This is a genomic window from Solitalea lacus, assembly GCF_022014595.1.
Lineage (GTDB): Bacteria > Bacteroidota > Bacteroidia > Sphingobacteriales > Sphingobacteriaceae > Solitalea > Solitalea lacus.
The window spans coordinates 133,375-149,206 of record NZ_CP091740.1 but is presented as its reverse complement, the minus strand read 5'-3'; the positions used below and the strand labels follow the sequence as shown (position 1 = coordinate 149,206).

At 37.1% G+C, this 15,832-nt stretch carries 10 protein-coding genes and 2 tRNA genes; all 12 read left to right on the top strand.

Going from position 1 to position 15,832, the window contains the following annotated elements; translation table 11 throughout:
- The first annotated feature begins 168 nt into the window (after nt 1-168).
- The 12 genes from L2B55_RS00620 (at nt 169) to L2B55_RS00565 (ending at nt 15,820) form a co-directional block, all read left to right on the top strand.
- Nucleotides 169-243: transfer RNA gene (locus L2B55_RS00620), tRNA-Arg, on the top strand.
- A 4-nt stretch (nt 244-247) separates the two neighbouring features.
- Nucleotides 248-319 (top strand) — tRNA-Arg (locus tag L2B55_RS00615).
- Nucleotides 320-495: 176 nt separating this feature from the next.
- A complete protein-coding gene (locus tag L2B55_RS00610; RefSeq protein ID WP_237848340.1) occupies nt 496-1,026 on the top strand; it encodes an RNA polymerase sigma factor in 531 nt (176 codons plus the stop codon).
- A gap of 61 nt (nt 1,027-1,087) precedes the next feature.
- Entirely contained in the window at nt 1,088-2,257 is a 1,170-nt protein-coding gene (locus L2B55_RS00605) for a FecR family protein (protein ID WP_237848339.1), read from the top strand.
- A gap of 377 nt (nt 2,258-2,634) precedes the next feature.
- On the top strand, nt 2,635-5,991 hold the full coding sequence (locus tag L2B55_RS00600) for a SusC/RagA family TonB-linked outer membrane protein (protein ID WP_237848338.1): 3,357 nt from the start codon (nt 2,635-2,637) through the stop codon (nt 5,989-5,991).
- A gap of 12 nt (nt 5,992-6,003) precedes the next feature.
- Entirely contained in the window at nt 6,004-7,446 is a 1,443-nt protein-coding gene (locus L2B55_RS00595; protein ID WP_237848337.1) for a RagB/SusD family nutrient uptake outer membrane protein, read from the top strand.
- An 11-nt stretch (nt 7,447-7,457) separates the two neighbouring features.
- Nucleotides 7,458-8,204 (top strand): DUF4843 domain-containing protein, encoded by a 747-nt coding sequence (locus L2B55_RS00590; RefSeq protein WP_237848336.1) that lies wholly within the window; start codon nt 7,458-7,460, stop codon nt 8,202-8,204.
- Between the two features lie 27 nt (nt 8,205-8,231).
- Nucleotides 8,232-9,767: a PKD-like family lipoprotein gene (locus L2B55_RS00585; protein WP_237848335.1), complete on the top strand. Its 1,536-nt coding sequence runs from the start codon at nt 8,232-8,234 to the stop codon at nt 9,765-9,767.
- A gap of 63 nt (nt 9,768-9,830) precedes the next feature.
- Nucleotides 9,831-11,192, top strand: coding sequence for a TlpA family protein disulfide reductase (locus L2B55_RS00580; protein ID WP_237848334.1), 1,362 nt, complete (start codon nt 9,831-9,833; stop codon nt 11,190-11,192).
- Nucleotides 11,193-11,199: 7 nt separating this feature from the next.
- The gene (locus L2B55_RS00575; RefSeq protein WP_237848333.1) at nt 11,200-12,549 is read left to right on the top strand and encodes a TlpA family protein disulfide reductase; all 1,350 of its coding nucleotides are present in this window, start codon (nt 11,200-11,202) and stop codon (nt 12,547-12,549) included.
- 139 nt (nt 12,550-12,688) lie between these two features.
- Nucleotides 12,689-14,068, top strand: coding sequence for a TlpA family protein disulfide reductase (locus tag L2B55_RS00570; RefSeq protein WP_237848332.1), 1,380 nt, complete (start codon nt 12,689-12,691; stop codon nt 14,066-14,068).
- A 45-nt stretch (nt 14,069-14,113) separates the two neighbouring features.
- Nucleotides 14,114-15,820, top strand: a complete 1,707-nt coding sequence (locus L2B55_RS00565) for a trypsin-like peptidase domain-containing protein (protein WP_237848331.1) — start codon at nt 14,114-14,116, stop codon at nt 15,818-15,820.
- The last annotated feature ends 12 nt before the right edge of the window (nt 15,821-15,832 follow it).

Below are 15,832 nucleotides of genomic sequence, written 5' to 3'. Positions count from 1 at the left end.
ATGGCAGACCTTTAAGGCCCTCAGTAGATTACCGAACTGAGGGCCTTGGTTTTATAATGCCAATTGAGAAATAACCGGTTCAATCAATGATAAAAAGAGATTATTTGGAATAAAGTACTAAATTTGCCCCTCGCTCAAAGATGCTTGATAAGAAAGCTTTTAAGAGTTGGCCCGGTAGTTCAATGGATAGAATAGAAGTTTCCTAAACTTTAGATATGGGTTCGATTCCCGTCCGGGCTACCACATTGGTCCTTTAGTTTAATGGATAGAATATGAGATTCCGGTTCTCAGGGTACAGGTTCGATTCCTGTAGGGACCACTAATAAAGTGGGTTTTTCGCTGCAAAAACCCACTTTATTTATTTATTTTAATAGGTGCTATTTAGAATGTTTGACTAGAAATGACTATTTATCTAGTTAATATAGATGTTTGACCAGAAAAGTTAAGTATCTTACTCCCCCCCTCATAATATGAGAAGTATTTATCGGAAATTGCATGGATGATATTTTGATACTTGAACAATTAAAGGCTGATGAAGCCGCAGGGTTCAAGAATTTATTTGATAAATATTATAAGCAGCTTTGTTTGCAAGCTTTTTTCTTATTAAATAATAGCGAAGAGGCTGAGGATGTCGTACAAGCTTTTTTTCTTAAATTATGGCAGGAAAAGCAATATTTCCAGATCGAAACCTCTTTAAAATCGTATTTAAAATCTGCAATTAGAAATATCTGTTTAAATCGTATTAAACAAAGAAAAACCTATGTTGAATTGGCACTTGAAGATGCTGATTTTGTTGCAGATGAAAATTCAGATAAAGTATTAGAAAATAAAGAATTGCAATACCGCATTGACAAGGCTCTTTCAACATTGCCTGATCAATGTAGGTTGGTTTTCACTATTGTTGCTTTAGAAAATAAAAAATATCAGGAAGCTGCAGATGAAATAGGGGTTAGCATTAATACCATTAAGACTCAATTAAAAAGGGCTTTTTCCAAAATGAGGGAACAGATGGCTAGTTTTAAATAGAAAAATAGTATTATTTTTTGTCACCCATTAGTTAAAAAAAAATGTCTACCAAATAACTAGGATGGAAAGAAATTATAAAGAAGATATTGAACAATTGATCATCGATCAGCTAACGGGCGAAATCTCTTCGGAGGATAGCGAGTTGTTGATTAGATTTATAAACGAGGATGAAGAGGTAAAGGAGCTTTATGGCGACTATGCCGAATCATTCCGCGGAGCCAAAGCTGCCACCTTTTTAAGCAAGATAGATCAGAATGCTGCCTGGAACAAAATCAATTCGGTAATGACTCCAGAAGTTGAAATGCCGAAAACGGTCAAGTTCATAAATTTAAAAAGATGGTTGGTGGCCGCATCGGTTTTATTACCACTTGCAATCGTTACTGTTTTCGTATTAAGAAACTATTTCTCAAAAGATCAGCAGTTTCAATTTGCTCAAAATAAAGACAACGTAAAACTGATATTGACCACTGGTGAATCAGTTGCCTTAGATCAAATCGCCCAAAATAAAACGTTAAACACTGCTACTGCTGTTTTGCATAATGAGCAAGGCGCTTTAAAATATGAATCGAAGGGTCAACAGCATGCATTGAATTATAATACTTTAATAGTCCCCCGTACAAAAGATTATAAAATAAAGCTTTCTGATGGCACTGAAGTTTGGCTCAACTCTGATTCGGAATTAAAATTCCCCCTCGAATTTGGAGACGAGAATCGTATAGTTTACTTAAAAGGAGAAGCTTATTTTAAAGTAACGAAGAATGCGGAAAAACCTTTTATTGTAAAAGTGAATGACGTGGATGTTCAGGTGTTGGGTACTTCATTTAATGTAAATAGCTATTTTAAAGAAGCCTTGAAGGTGGCGTTGGTAGAAGGATCAGTAAAGTTGAATGCTCACGGTGAAGAGTCCTTGCTGAAACCTGGGCTAATGGCAACTTATACAACCGGGATCGGGTTCACTCAAAATTGGTTTGATGATCAACAAGAGCTTTCATGGATGAATGGCATTTACTTTTTTAATAATGCTGACATTAAAGAAATTGCTGAAATTGTTCAGCGTTGGTATGATGTGAGAATAGAGATTGCCGATTCAAGCGTTCAAAGTGTTAAAATTTCAGGAGCTATTGAAAAAGATAAACCATTAAAGCAATTCTTGGAAAATTTAACCATCACCTCAAGGCTTCAATACACAATAAACGATAATAATACTGTTGTGCTTAGTAAACAGAGATAAAGATTTTCATAATTAGTTTTAACCTTAACACAGAGAGCCCCTTCTTGGGGCTCTCTGTGTTTTATGAAATTATTCTTAAAGAGAATTCGTAATTCTTTAATCTTAATTTAAAGACTCCGGTCATTGGGGTCTTTTTATTTTTTAGTCCATGCTATTCCATTTTTAGTCCATGCTGTTCTCCGCTAATCTTAATTAGTATTGTCAAATAGATGTTAATGATTTAGTTGACAATGGGTTAAGATGAAATTTTCAGTGTTTAGTTTTGATTTATAGCTAATTGAGAAATTTTTATCTGAAAAAAAAAGTTGTTGTCACCCGTTTTCAAAATTTTATTGTCTTGAATTCAAATCAAGCAAAATTTAACCTAACTATTATTTATGAATGGAGAAACTTTACAATTAATGAAAGGCTTACGAGGTAGTCGACGTTTAGCTGCTCTGCTAGCTTTGCTGTTTCTTATTTGTAATTCGATGAATGCCCTTGCTTATCAACCTAAAGCATTGGTAACATTTAAAGCAAATAACATCAGCATTGCAAAAGTGCTTGCGGAAGTTAAAAAACAAACAGGCTTGGTCGCCTTTTACAACAACAATGTATTGAATGATCAGGAAAAAATTTCTGTTGATTTTAATCGTGAAGAAGTTGAAGGAGTGATGAAGCTGGTATTAAAAGGCAAAAGCCTTCAATTTGAGGTTAATGATAAATACATTCTCATTAAAACCTCAAAAGAGGCAGGTTCTTCAATTAACTCTAATGAGACACAACGCCCCAGCCAGGATATTATCGGCAAGGTAATTGACGAAACAGGAGCACCAATGCTTGGTGTTAACATCGTAGTTAAAGGTTCCAACATTGCAACTCAAACCGACGCAAAAGGTCAGTTTATCTTGAAGAATGTACCAGAAAATGCGGTGCTTTCTTTTTCATTTATCGGTTATCGCAGCCAGCAAGTTCCTGCGAAAGCTAAAATGACGGTTAAGCTTGAGCCGAACCAGCTTAAGATTAATGAAGTTGTAGTAACAGGTACCGGTATCAACCGTGATGCAAAAACTTTTACCGGTGCTACAGCTACTTATACCGGTGAACAATTAAAAGCCATCGGGAACAGCAATTTAATACAAAGCTTAAAAGCATTAGATCCTGCTTTTATCGTTGTTGAAAATAATTTAAAAGGATCGGATCCGAACAGCACACCAGTAATTGAAATACGCGGTAAAACCGGAGCATCAGGCTTGACTTTACAAGATCAATTTGCCTCGGATCCCAATCAACCATTATTCATTTTAGATGGTTTTGAAACCACCCTTCAAAGAATTATTGATTTGGATATGAACCGTATACAATCAGTAGTCATCCTGAAAGATGCGGCCTCTACGGCTTTATACGGATCAAAAGCGGCCAATGGCGTGGTGGTTGTTGAAACAGTAAAACCTAAAGAAGGTAAACTCCGGTTTTCCTATAGCAATGACTTAAGCGTAGCGGCTCCTGATTTGACAGTATATAACCTAATGAATTCAACTGAAAAACTCCAGTTCGAAAAGCTTTCAGGAAGATATACAGCTCCTCTTGATGCTGCAGATCAGATTTATTTGGATCAATTGTACAATACCCATCTTATTACAGTTAAACAAGGTGTGGATACTTATTGGTTAAACGAACCTGTTCGTACTGCATTTACTGATAATAATTCACTTTCAGTGAGCGGTGGCGATCAAAATCTTCAATATGGTGTTGGATTTAATTACAGAAAGCAAGACGGGGTAATGAAAGGGTCGGGTCGTGATGCCTGGGGCGGAAATATGAATTTAGTTTATCGCAAATCAAAGTTTTCTATCACCAATAATTTTTCTGTAAGCGGTACTTCTAGTGCAGAATCACCTTACGGTGATTTCTCTACCTATGCAAGCCTAAATCCTTATTATACAAAGGATCCGAACGCCCGCTGGCTTGAGCAATCCAAAGCCCCTGGTCTAAATGCAGCTCAAATTATCACTCTGAACGTTGGCAATCCTTTATATAATGCTTTGCTAAGCTCATATGATACAGGCAAAGGTTTAGATCTTTCAAACAATATGAATGTTAGGTATGAAATATTGCCGGAATTACGCTTAGACGGAGGTTTTCAAATAGCTAAAGGACAAAGTTCTTCTACAGTATTTACCTCCCCTGACAATACAAAGTACGAAAATGTTGATTTTACCCTTAAAGGAAGGTCTCAAAATAATAAATCAGAAAGCCTTTCATATACAGGGAATGCATTATTAAGTTTTGGAAAAGTATTAGGTAAGCATTCTATTACTGCGAATGCCCGTACTGAATTGAGTCACCGTATTAACAACTCTTTAGGTACCGTTTTCGTGGGTTTCCCATCAGGAACTAACGGAAACCCCCGATTTGCTTTTGGGTATGATAATTTAAATAAACCATCAGCAGCACAAACTGTATATCGAACTGCTAACACATTGGTATCTGCTAACTATTCTTATGATAGACGATTTCTTTTTGATGCATCGTATCGTTTAGATGGTTCAACCTCTTATGGTACTAACCAAAGGATGTCGCCTTATTATGCAGCCGGTATAGGATGGAATCTTTCCAATGAAAAGTTCATTAAAGGTATTTCCTGGTTAGATAACTTAAAGATTCATTCGAATTTTGGAGCTACGGGTAATCAAAACTTTGGAAGCGTTGCTTCATCAACTGTTTATAATTATAATTCAAGCTATAACAAATTCGGGGGAGCAGTAAATATAGCTTCGGTTGCAAATCCTGATATTAAAGCACAGAAGACCTATCAGCTGAGTACCGGTATTAATTTCGGTTTGTTTAATAATAGGTTTAGTGGTTATTTTCAGTTTTATAATAAATACACAGAAAATCTTGTTGTTAATGTTAACAATGCTTCTTCAACAGGTCTTGTTAATCACCAGGAAAATTTAGGCCATCTTATAACCAATGGTATTGAGACGAGGATTGCTTATAATGTAATCAGGGACCTTAAGAGCCGAATCAATTGGACGATAAGTTTAACAGGAAGCCATACACATAGCAGTTACGGCGGGTTTGGCAACTCATTGGCTTCTTTGAATAAGACCCAAGAGGCGAATAAAACTTATCTCCGTTTCCAGGATGGATACAGTCCTTCGGATATCTGGGCTGCAAAGTCTTTGGGTATTGATCCCGGAACAGGCCGTGAAATGTTCCTAACATCAACCGGTGAATATACGTTCGATTATAATAAGGCCGCCATCCAACGTATTGGAAATACAGATCCTCTTATTCAAGGGATCATTACTAACGCGATTAGAATCAAAGGGTTCAATGTCAATATGTCTATGAGATATAGTCAAAGAGCAGATATCATTAATACAGCCTTATTTAATAAAGTTGAAAACATTTCTTATGCTCAACTTTCTTTAAACCAGGATAAAAGAGCCCTTTATGATCGTTGGCAACAGTCGGGTGATATAACACAGTTTAAGGGCATTTCCTTAACAGACGCAACTGAAATGTCGTCGCGATTTGTACAGCAGGAAAATGTTTTTTCTTTCGAATCGATCAGTGCAGGCTACACCTTCGAAAATGCAAAATGGGTTAAGAACATTGGGATGAGTAGTTTGAATTTCTCTGCATATACCAATGATATCGTTAGAATTTCTACCGTTAAACGTGAAAGAGGTATAGAATATCCGTTTGCCCGTTCAGTTTCATTCAGTTTAAGGGCCTCATTCTAAAATCTAAGAATAATGAAAAGAAATTATATAAACTTATTAATATCGGTTGCTGCATTACTGGGCCTTGCTTCATGTCAAAATTTTTTAGATGTGCAGCCTGAAGATAAAATGTTGGAACAAACTGTTTTTGCTAATAAACAAGGTGTAAACCTGGCTTTAAATGGGTTGTATGTCAGAATTGGTAGTAATTCCTTGTATGGACAGAACCTTACATTAAGTACTGTGGACGTGATGGGGCAGCGATATAGCCTAAACAGCCAAAATACAGCGTATTATCCAACCTCTATATATAGTTATGGTGACGCTGGTGTGAAGTCTAAAATGGAGGACATATGGAGAACTTCCTACTCTACCATTATGAACATCAATAGCTTTTTACAAAACCTGGATGCTAAACCCGGCCTTTTAGATGCGAAAACGGATTCGATTTATAGAGGTGAGGCAATAGCTATGCGTGCTATGCTTCACTTTGACATGCTGCGCTTATTTGGTCCGATGTACAGCACTGTTGATTCGACACAAATTTCTATCCCATTTTATGATAAAACAGTGTCCTCGGTCGCCAGACCTTTGCTGCCTGCTAATGAGGTAATGAAAAACATTGTAACAGATTTGAACAATGCTGAAAAATTATTAGAGAAAGATCCCGTAATAACCAATGGTGTAATGTCGTCGACTTCTAGTGATTTTATGGTGAATAGAAATTATCGCTTCAATTATTTTGCGGTTAAAGCCTTACAAGCCAGGGTTAATTTATACAGAGGAGATAAAGCGATTGCTTTGGCAGCGGCTAAGGTTGTCATTCAAAACGCTTCAAAATTTCCTTGGACAACACTTGCAAACAAAAATGAAAGAGTAAATCCCGACCGAATTTTCAGTACGGAGATGATATTGGGTACGTATACGGATCAACTCTACAAAACGCAAAATGCTTTGTTTGATGGTGCATCATTGGATAATATCGTAATCCTTGCGCCAAGTACTGCTAGTTTGACAAGTGTGTTTGAGACAGATGCAAGTGGATTATCAGCTGATTATAGATATGATCCGCACTGGGAGGTTCCTGCAAATTCTAGTAAAACTTTTCGAACATTTAAGAAATATGCTGATATAGAGAAAAAGTTAGGTTTTAGGAACACTATTCCGTTGTTAAAGATCTCTGAAATGTACTATATCGCTGCTGAGTGTGAACTTGATCAAAATCAGGCACTGGCTTATTTAAATACTGTAAGGAACAATAGGGGATTAATTAACCTTGGCTCAACTGCTAATTTTAAGAATGAATTATTGAAAGAATATAAAAAGGAGTTTTTTGGAGAGGGTCAGTTGTTCTATTACTATAAAAGAACAAATACAGCCTCTATCCCATCAGGTGTAGATGGTGCTCCAGCATATACAATGGATGCAAGCAAATATGTAGTTCCTCTTCCTCTTTCTGAATCTCAATTTCATTAATCGTTTAAATCATGAAGAAATTATTATATCAACTTAGTGCGTTATTGTTCGTTGGATCATTGATCTCTTGTGAAAAGGGTTTAATGACTTATGAAGGAGAGTCTACTATTTATTTTACTGAAGCTGGTTCAATGGACCCTAGAGTTGCAATTGATTCGACGGCAATATCATTTGCCCAGGTCACAAATACCGACTCTGTTCACAAGGTGATAGTATCAGTGGTGGGTGCTCCGGTTAATTACGATCGGGAGTATAAGCTGGAAATTGACCCAAGTTCAACGGCTGTTTTAGGGACACATTTTGAATTGCCTACAACTTTTGTCATGAAGAAAAATGCCCTTAAGGATACTATTCCTGTTAGATTGATTCGCACTCAGGATATGCTAAATAACACGTTTAGCATCATTTTCAATTTACTACCTAACGAGAACTTTAAGACTGATATGAAACAGCGCTTGAATTCAAAAACTAATAAAGTAGTGAAATGTATAACTAAAAAGCTTACGGTTACTGATGTGCTGCTGCAGCCAAAGGGTATGAATGTTAATTTTTATGGTCCATTCTCCAGAAAAAAAATGTTTTTGGTCTGTCAACTTAACAGTATAACTCCACTATACATGGAGACAATGTTAACTTCGGAAGCCCTGATTTATGCTAAAGTTACTCAACGCTACCTGAATGAGCAAAAAGCCTTGGGTAATATTATTTATGAAGCGGATGGTGTAACGGTAATGAAGATGGCGGCAGCCGCTCAGTAATGAACGTTTATTTTAATAAAAGAAAACATGAAAAAAAGGATATATTCTTATTTAATAGCCGCTTCAATAGTAGTTGCAAGCTCTTGCAAAAAAGATATTGGTAACTATGAATATCATGATATTAATAAGGTTACATTTTCGGAATTTGGCGAATTGGGGGTAGTTAATGCCGTTTATGGAAAGCCATTGACAATTAAACCAGAGGTGTCTTATACGATGGATGTCAAAGGTGATCCTTCACGTTATAGTTATGAATGGAGGTATGTTGATCCTGCCGATAGAAAAATTCATGTATTAGCTACTACCAAAGATCTGGAGTTTCAAGGTGTTCCATTAAAGGCAAATTCTTATACTTTCTTTTATCGAATTACAGATAAAGAAACAGGAGTTACGTTTGATAAACCTTTTACATTAACTGTTAGAAATGAAATTAATGAAGGTTGGATGTTAATGACTGATGTAAATGGTAAGGCGCAGTTAGATATGCTTTCTCTTGAGGTAGACAATACGTTTTCTACCATTACTGACTTATTGGCTAAAACTAGTTCTGGTTTAACATTAAAAGGAAAACCTTTATTTGTGTATGGCTTTAATCTCACAACTCCTTTTGTTGCCCCTGGAATTAACACAGGGGATTATGCTCTTTACGTTGGGACAGATCAGGAAACCAATCGACTTGAACCGGAATTTTTCAAGTGGTCATCTATTTACAATGCTGAAAATGAGGTATATGGATATAATTTCCCTGAAAATTTCCATTATGATGTAATAAGACGTGCAGGGCCTAATCGTTCATATATGGTTTCTAATGGTGATCTTTTTTGTTATGATCGAACAACTAATATTAGATATAGCACACCTCTTAATTTTACAACTTCAACTGGAACGTTATTTAAAGTCGCTCCATGTATAGCAGTAAATGAAAGTGACGCCTTTGTATCTTGTGTTGCATTTGATGTGGTAAATAAACGCTTTGTAAAGCATATAAGCCCTTCAAATGGTACTGTTTCAACATTCACAGATCCACCTGCTGCCAGTAAAAAATTTAGTTATAATATTGGAATGGATCTTATCTACATGGATTATAATACAAGTGCAAAAGAAGTATTTGCGATTTTGAAAAATGCGTCTAATCAGTACTGGCTGGCTCGATTTACTCCAGCTGGAACCCAAAGTTATTTCGATCTGTTGCCAGCTACCGATTTTGATAAAGCAGAAAAAATTGCCATAAGCCCTGACAAAGGTTTTATATTTTATAACGTTGGTGGAAAGGTGTATAAATACGATGTGCCGACAAAAAGCACTACAACTGTGTTTGATAAAGGGACGCAAAAAATATCTGTTTTGAAGTTTCACGCATTTCATAACTCTACTGGATTCATAAAATATAAAGACGGGAATAAGTTAATCGTATGTAGTTATGATCCGGCATTGCCAGCTGACAAAAATGGTAAAATGGAAATGTTCAACGTTCCTACACTGTTTACTGATCCTTTAACTGTGGATAAAACCTATACTGGTTTTGGTAAGGTTGTAAGCTTGCACTACAGAGAGCGCAACTAAAAAATTACGCCGGAAGCCATCTCGGCTTCCGGCTTCTTTACACCAATTTATTAAAAAACTTTAATGAAGAAATTTTTGGTTTATGCCGCTTTACTTTGCGGATTAGGAAGTTCTTTACCTGCTGTAGCAGATGAAGGAGTTAAAACGATAATTAAGGGAGATGCTTTAGAATGTACCCAGGTTAACGTATGGATTAAGGGTTCCAGACCTATCCTTCTGGCAGAGGCTGCTGTTTTAAATGGTCATTTTGCCATGGAGGCTGATTTAGCAAAGCCAGTTTTTTGTAACTTGATGGCTTCTGATCCACGTTTCAAAGGAGGATTTGATGTATTCTTAAATCCGGGCGATAATCTTAGCCTTTCGGTAAAGGAGAATAAACTTGTTTTTAGCGGCAATGGAAGCCAGGTAAACCAGTTTTATTTTGACCTGACACACAAATACGACTATAATGATCCTCAATATACTTTAAAACAGGTTTATTACAACCGTGTAAATGAAATCAATGCTTCAACTAATGTAGAAGTTGTACGTAACCGGGAAGTTTTATTAGGTTATACCCAGGGTGAATATTTTGATAAGGTGTTTGGTCCTTATATGGAATCCAAAGTATTTGGCGAAACAGACGCGATCAATAAGGTTAAATTCGATGATTTGGATATTCAATTATTTCCGGGAATCGTTAACTATCACAACTGGTCTAAAACCATTTCCGAACTTATGTTTGCCAAAATGGATGCCGGTAAATTGAACGTCAGAAACATAAATACCTGGGTTGCCAACTTTGCAAAAAGTATTGAAAACCAAAAATTAAAGGAAGATTATATCGTTGCTTTATTAGATTATGCTGCATTGGAAGGGGATGTTTTTACTATCAATGAAGTAGCTAAAGAAGTGATGCCTTTAGTAAAAGATCCTGCAACTATTTCGAAGATAAATGCCGCCCTTGCAAAGGCTGAAAAAGCGAAAAGTAATTTTATTAACGCATTGCCTGGCACTGATATGAGTGCATTTACCTTCGTGCGTCCTGATGGCAGTACTGCTGCTATTAGTGATTATAAGGGTAAGTATATTTTCATGGATCTCTGGTCCACCTCATGTCACCCATGTATAGCCGAAATTCCTTTCGTTAAAAAACTGGAGCATGAAATGCAAGGCGAAAACATTGTATTCGTTTCTCTCTCAGGTGACAATGATGCCAATTTGTGGAAGCAGTTCTTAACGAAACGTAATCTTAAGGGTGAGCAATTACTCATGAAAGAGGGAATGAGAAAAAATCCGTTTTTCAATCAGGTGGGCTTAACAGGTATTCCTCGCTTTCTGATAATAGACAAAGATGGAAAAATGGTGAATGCTAAATGCTGCCAACGCCCGTCAAATCCACTGCTAAAGGTGTATTTGAAAGAACTATTAAGTAAGAAATTATAAAAAAATAATGAAAAAAGTTTTAATACTTGCCGCGCTGTTGCTGTCAAAAGTTTCATTTGCCCAGTTAAGTGAAGTACGCGGGGTGGCAAAAAATACGAATGATAAAGCCATCAACCTCTACAAAATTGAAGACGGTGACATGCAATTGATCGCTAGTACAAGGTTATCTAAAGATGGGGCTTTTGGTTTCTTGATTGAACCGGAGGCGGAAGGTTTCTTTGTGGTAGGTAATAGTGGTAAATCAATGCCAGGTCAGTTTCCGTTGTACCTTAAAAAAGGAGATAAAAGCGAAATTGCTATTGATGGTAAAAGGATGAAGTTTATCGGCAAGCAGACTCCCGAAAATACCGTTCTTTCATCGTGGATCAACCTGACTCAAGAAATAAAGGTAAAAGCAGTTTATTTTGCCGAACCTCCAATGAGTACTTATGTAGACTTTTTCCCTGAATTTACTAAAGTTGCATCCCAGGCGGATGGGTTTAGAAAAACGATTAAAACAAAGAATGCGAATTTTAATCGTTTAATGACCTCCGTAACTTACTTCGATTTGGATTTTTATGCGCTTAACTTTAGACATACGCCACGTAAAGTCCATCCAAAAGCGGAAGATTTTATTCCTTATTACAAAACCATTAAAAAGGAAAACTACCCCAATGATGATATTTTGTCGACCATGTATGGCGAAAGATTCATTTCTTCATATGTGAATGAGTTTGGCGGAAAAGGTACACACGAGGCTAAAATGAATTTACTTGTTTCTGACCATCAAAAAGGCGTGTATATTTTAAAGAGTAGGACCCCATATATAAAGTCTTACCCAGGATACGAGGAATTTGTTCAGAAATACGACCGCTATCTTAAAACATCACCGGGTCTTCAAGAAGAAGTAAAGGCCTTAGGCCAAAAATTATATATGGCAACTCCAGGCGGTCAGGCTAGAAATTTCAGCTTCCCTGATAAAGATGGCAAAATGGTTTCATTTAGCGATTTAAAAGGCAAAGTGGTTTTGGTAGATGTTTGGGCAACCTGGTGTGCACCTTGTAAGCAAGAGCTTCCATTCTTGAAAAAACTGGAAGAGGAGTTGCATGATAAAGACATTGCCTTTGTAAGTGTTACTATGGATCAGGAAAAAGATAAGGACAAATGGTTGAAAATGATTAATGACATGAAATTAGGTGGTATTCAATTGTTCGGCGGCCCTCAAAATGAATTACTGGATTTCTATCAAATCGCTACCATTCCACGTTTTATGGTGTTCGATCGCGAGGGTAAAATCGTTAATTTGGATTCTCCTCGCCCTTCACAACCGGAATTAAAGGAGTTATTGCTCAAAGAACTTTCTAAACAGAGCTTATAATAAACGGTCTAAGAGGCAATTAAAGGTTGTTTGATCAAAATAGTTCTTTATTTCTTTCATTATTTCAACTGCGGTCCTTGGGCCGTAGTTGTTTTTGCCAATCAATTAAACTCAACCTCACAGGTTGCATTAAATAAATATGAAAAAATTAGTGATGCTAGCCTTTGCCATGTTGCTTGGCAGCACATTGTTTGCCCAAATGAATGAAATTCGGGGAACAGTAGGGTCAGATTTTTATCATGATCAAGACATTACCTTGTTCTCGATTGAGGATGGTGAGCCGGTTGAAGTAGCTAAAACCAATCTGGCGAAGGATGGTTCTTTTGGCTTTTTGTTTACTCCTGCATACGAGGGTTTTTATGTCATTGGATGGGCTGAATTTAAAAGAGGTAAATTTCCGATTTATTTTAAAAAAGGAGATAAAGCCGAGGTTTCAATATATAATAAAACCATGCAGTTTGTGGGTAAGCAAACTCCTGAAAATACCATTCTGTCGTCATGGACTCAAATGACGGAAAGCCTGAAGAATAAATCTCTTCACTTTGCAGACAATAGCACTTTTCGTGATTTCTTTCCGGAGTTTACTAAAGTTGCAACCAAAGCTGAAGAATTCAGAAGGACCATCAATACCAAAAATACCGGTTTCAATGAGTTGATGAAAGAAGTGACGGTTTATGATTTGGATCTTTACGCTCTGAACTTTTTGCGTACCCCGCGTAATGAATATCCCAAAACGGAGGATTTCATTCCATATTACAATACCATTGTTGTTAAAGATAAATTCAACAACGATCATGTGTTGTTAACCCTTTATGGCAAGCGTTTTATGGACCTGTATGCAGACTATGCCGTGCCGGGCCGGTCAACCTTGGATAACAAGATTGCCGCCTTTAATTCCGACAAGGTAAAAGGAGCATATATCTTGAGAAGTCCTTTGGGTATAAAGGGAGTGAAAAATTACGCCGGCTTTCAGGAAATAGTTGAAAAATTTGGCAAATATTTTCAATCTGAATACCAAAAGGCAGCTATTGAAAAGCTTGGTTCAAAATATTACAGTGCCGAAACCGGAGCAAAACCTGCCGCTGATTTCACTTATCCTGATCAAAACGGTAAGATAGTTTCATTGAGCGATTTTAAAGGAAAAGTGGTATTGGTGGATGTTTGGGCAACCTGGTGCGGCCCGTGTAAGCAGGAAATTCCTTCACTTAAAAATCTCGAAAAAGAATTACAGGGAAAGGATGTAGTATTTATTTCGGTTTCATTGGATGAAGAAAAGGATAAGCAAAAATGGAAAGCCATGCTTAAGGAAAAGGAAATGGATGGCGTTCAACTTTTTGCCAGCGGTTGGAGCAAGATAACTAAAGATTATAAAATCGAGGCAATTCCTAGATTCATGGTATTCGACAAAAAGGGAAACGTGGTAACTATTGATGCACCCCGTCCTTCGAATCCGAAATTAAAAGAATTATTGCTTTCAGAATTAAGCAAAAACCCGGAGGCCGTTTTAAGGGCCAAATAGAGTAAAATATTAATTATTAAGAACCATTGTGCTTTGACGGACCACATGAAAAAGCTACTTGCATTTTTAATTTGCCTGCAAATTTTTAAACCAACATTTGCTCAAAATAACAGTTTTAATAGCGAGCAAATGCAGGCTGAAGTTAAACAAGGCATTAAACAGGCCTATAATGCATCAGTTCGCATAATTGCGTATAATACCGAATCCCAAAAAGGAGTTGGTGGCCATTTCAGTGGCGTGGTGGTGGATAGGAAGGGACATATTCTTACCGCAGGGCATGCTATAACGCCCAATGCCATTTACCTGGTAACTTTTACTGACGGGCGGCAAGTTAGAGCCAAAGGCTTAGGTGTGATTAACTCCAACTCTGTAGATGCCGCCATGCTGGTCATTACCGATAAAGGAAAGTGGCCATCGGCAAATATGGGATGGTCTTCAATATTGGAAAACAATGTACCCTGCCTTAGTATAGCTTGTCCCAGTAGTTTGGGATTCAATAATCCTACGGTGCGGTTTGGATATATTTATAACAAACTACATGAAAATGGTTATATCCAAAGCACCTGCTTAATGGAGCCTGGAGATTCCGGAGGGCCACTTTTTGACCTGAACGGAAGGGTAATTGGCATACATAGCCGAATCAGGGATGCCCAAGCGGATAATTTCGAAACCCCTATAGATGTTTTCAGAAAATATTGGACAGCATTGCAGTTCCCTGAAATTCATACTGCCTTCATTCCTGAAGATAAGTTTTCACCGGATAAGAAAGCGGAGTTGAAACCTGTTCCTGAAATGGTTGAATTAATTTCAAGCTTTAAAACGCAAGATTCAGAATTTCAGAAAACAGTGTTTGCTGTAAAGGATTCAGTTCTTAAGGCTTCGATTTTGAGTACTCTGGTCAATTTGAAGGGCTTAGTTTCTGAGTCAGATTTAAAGGGGAAAAGTTTCTTCATTAGCAAAAGTTCTGAAATAAGTGAGCATCCGCTGATTGAAGTGGTTTCGGGGAAGTTTGTAAGTGCCAAAGTGATAAGTCGTGATGAAAAGAACGATTTGGTTCTTCTTGGAGTTTCTATGGAAATAAAGGGCGGTGTTGATCTTCAACCAATTAATGCTGATTCAGTTTCTTTTCCGGAGTTTGGCAACTTTTTAATTTCCCCACGACCGCAAAAGGACGGTATAATGAGTGTTCTGGGCAACCGGTTTTTAGCAATACCGAAGTCGCCAGCCGCTTTTTTAGGGGTTGGTGTCAATTTCAATATAGATACCCAACAGATTGTAGTTACGGCGCTTTATTCTGAAGGGACAAACGTTAAGGCTGCAAATGTTAAGGAAGGTGAAAATGATATTGAGATCGGCGATGTGTTAACCAGTATAAATAACGAGCCTATACTAACTGTCGATGGTTTATCAAAGGAATTATCCAAGTATGATATTAATCAATCGGTTTCCCTTCAATACACTAAAAAGTCAGGCAGTGCGCACACCAAGGATATTGTTCTTAAACATTATTACGTAGCGCCTAACAGTTCTTTTGATCACTTTATAGAAGGAAAAAGCCAAAGACGGGATAATTTTAAAGAGGCCTTGGTTCATGATGGCAAATTAAAACCCGCCGATTGCGGAGGGCCTTTATATGGCACCAATGGTAAGTTTTACGGAATCAACATTGCCAGATTCAGCCGTACAACAAGCCTTGCTATTCCGGCTAAAGTAATTGTACAATTTGTTAAAGAGTCTAAAATAATCCTATAGGATGCAAATCAA

Coding starts and splice junctions, on each gene's coding strand:
- L2B55_RS00610 (WP_237848340.1), top strand. CDS start 496: ATGGATGATATTTTGATACTTGAACAATTAAAGGCTGATGAAGCCGCA.
- L2B55_RS00605 (WP_237848339.1), top strand. CDS start 1,088: ATGGAAAGAAATTATAAAGAAGATATTGAACAATTGATCATCGATCAG.
- L2B55_RS00600 (WP_237848338.1), top strand. CDS start 2,635: ATGAATGGAGAAACTTTACAATTAATGAAAGGCTTACGAGGTAGTCGA.
- L2B55_RS00595 (WP_237848337.1), top strand. CDS start 6,004: ATGAAAAGAAATTATATAAACTTATTAATATCGGTTGCTGCATTACTG.
- L2B55_RS00590 (WP_237848336.1), top strand. CDS start 7,458: ATGAAGAAATTATTATATCAACTTAGTGCGTTATTGTTCGTTGGATCA.
- L2B55_RS00585 (WP_237848335.1), top strand. CDS start 8,232: ATGAAAAAAAGGATATATTCTTATTTAATAGCCGCTTCAATAGTAGTT.
- L2B55_RS00580 (WP_237848334.1), top strand. CDS start 9,831: ATGAAGAAATTTTTGGTTTATGCCGCTTTACTTTGCGGATTAGGAAGT.
- L2B55_RS00575 (WP_237848333.1), top strand. CDS start 11,200: ATGAAAAAAGTTTTAATACTTGCCGCGCTGTTGCTGTCAAAAGTTTCA.
- L2B55_RS00570 (WP_237848332.1), top strand. CDS start 12,689: ATGAAAAAATTAGTGATGCTAGCCTTTGCCATGTTGCTTGGCAGCACA.
- L2B55_RS00565 (WP_237848331.1), top strand. CDS start 14,114: ATGAAAAAGCTACTTGCATTTTTAATTTGCCTGCAAATTTTTAAACCA.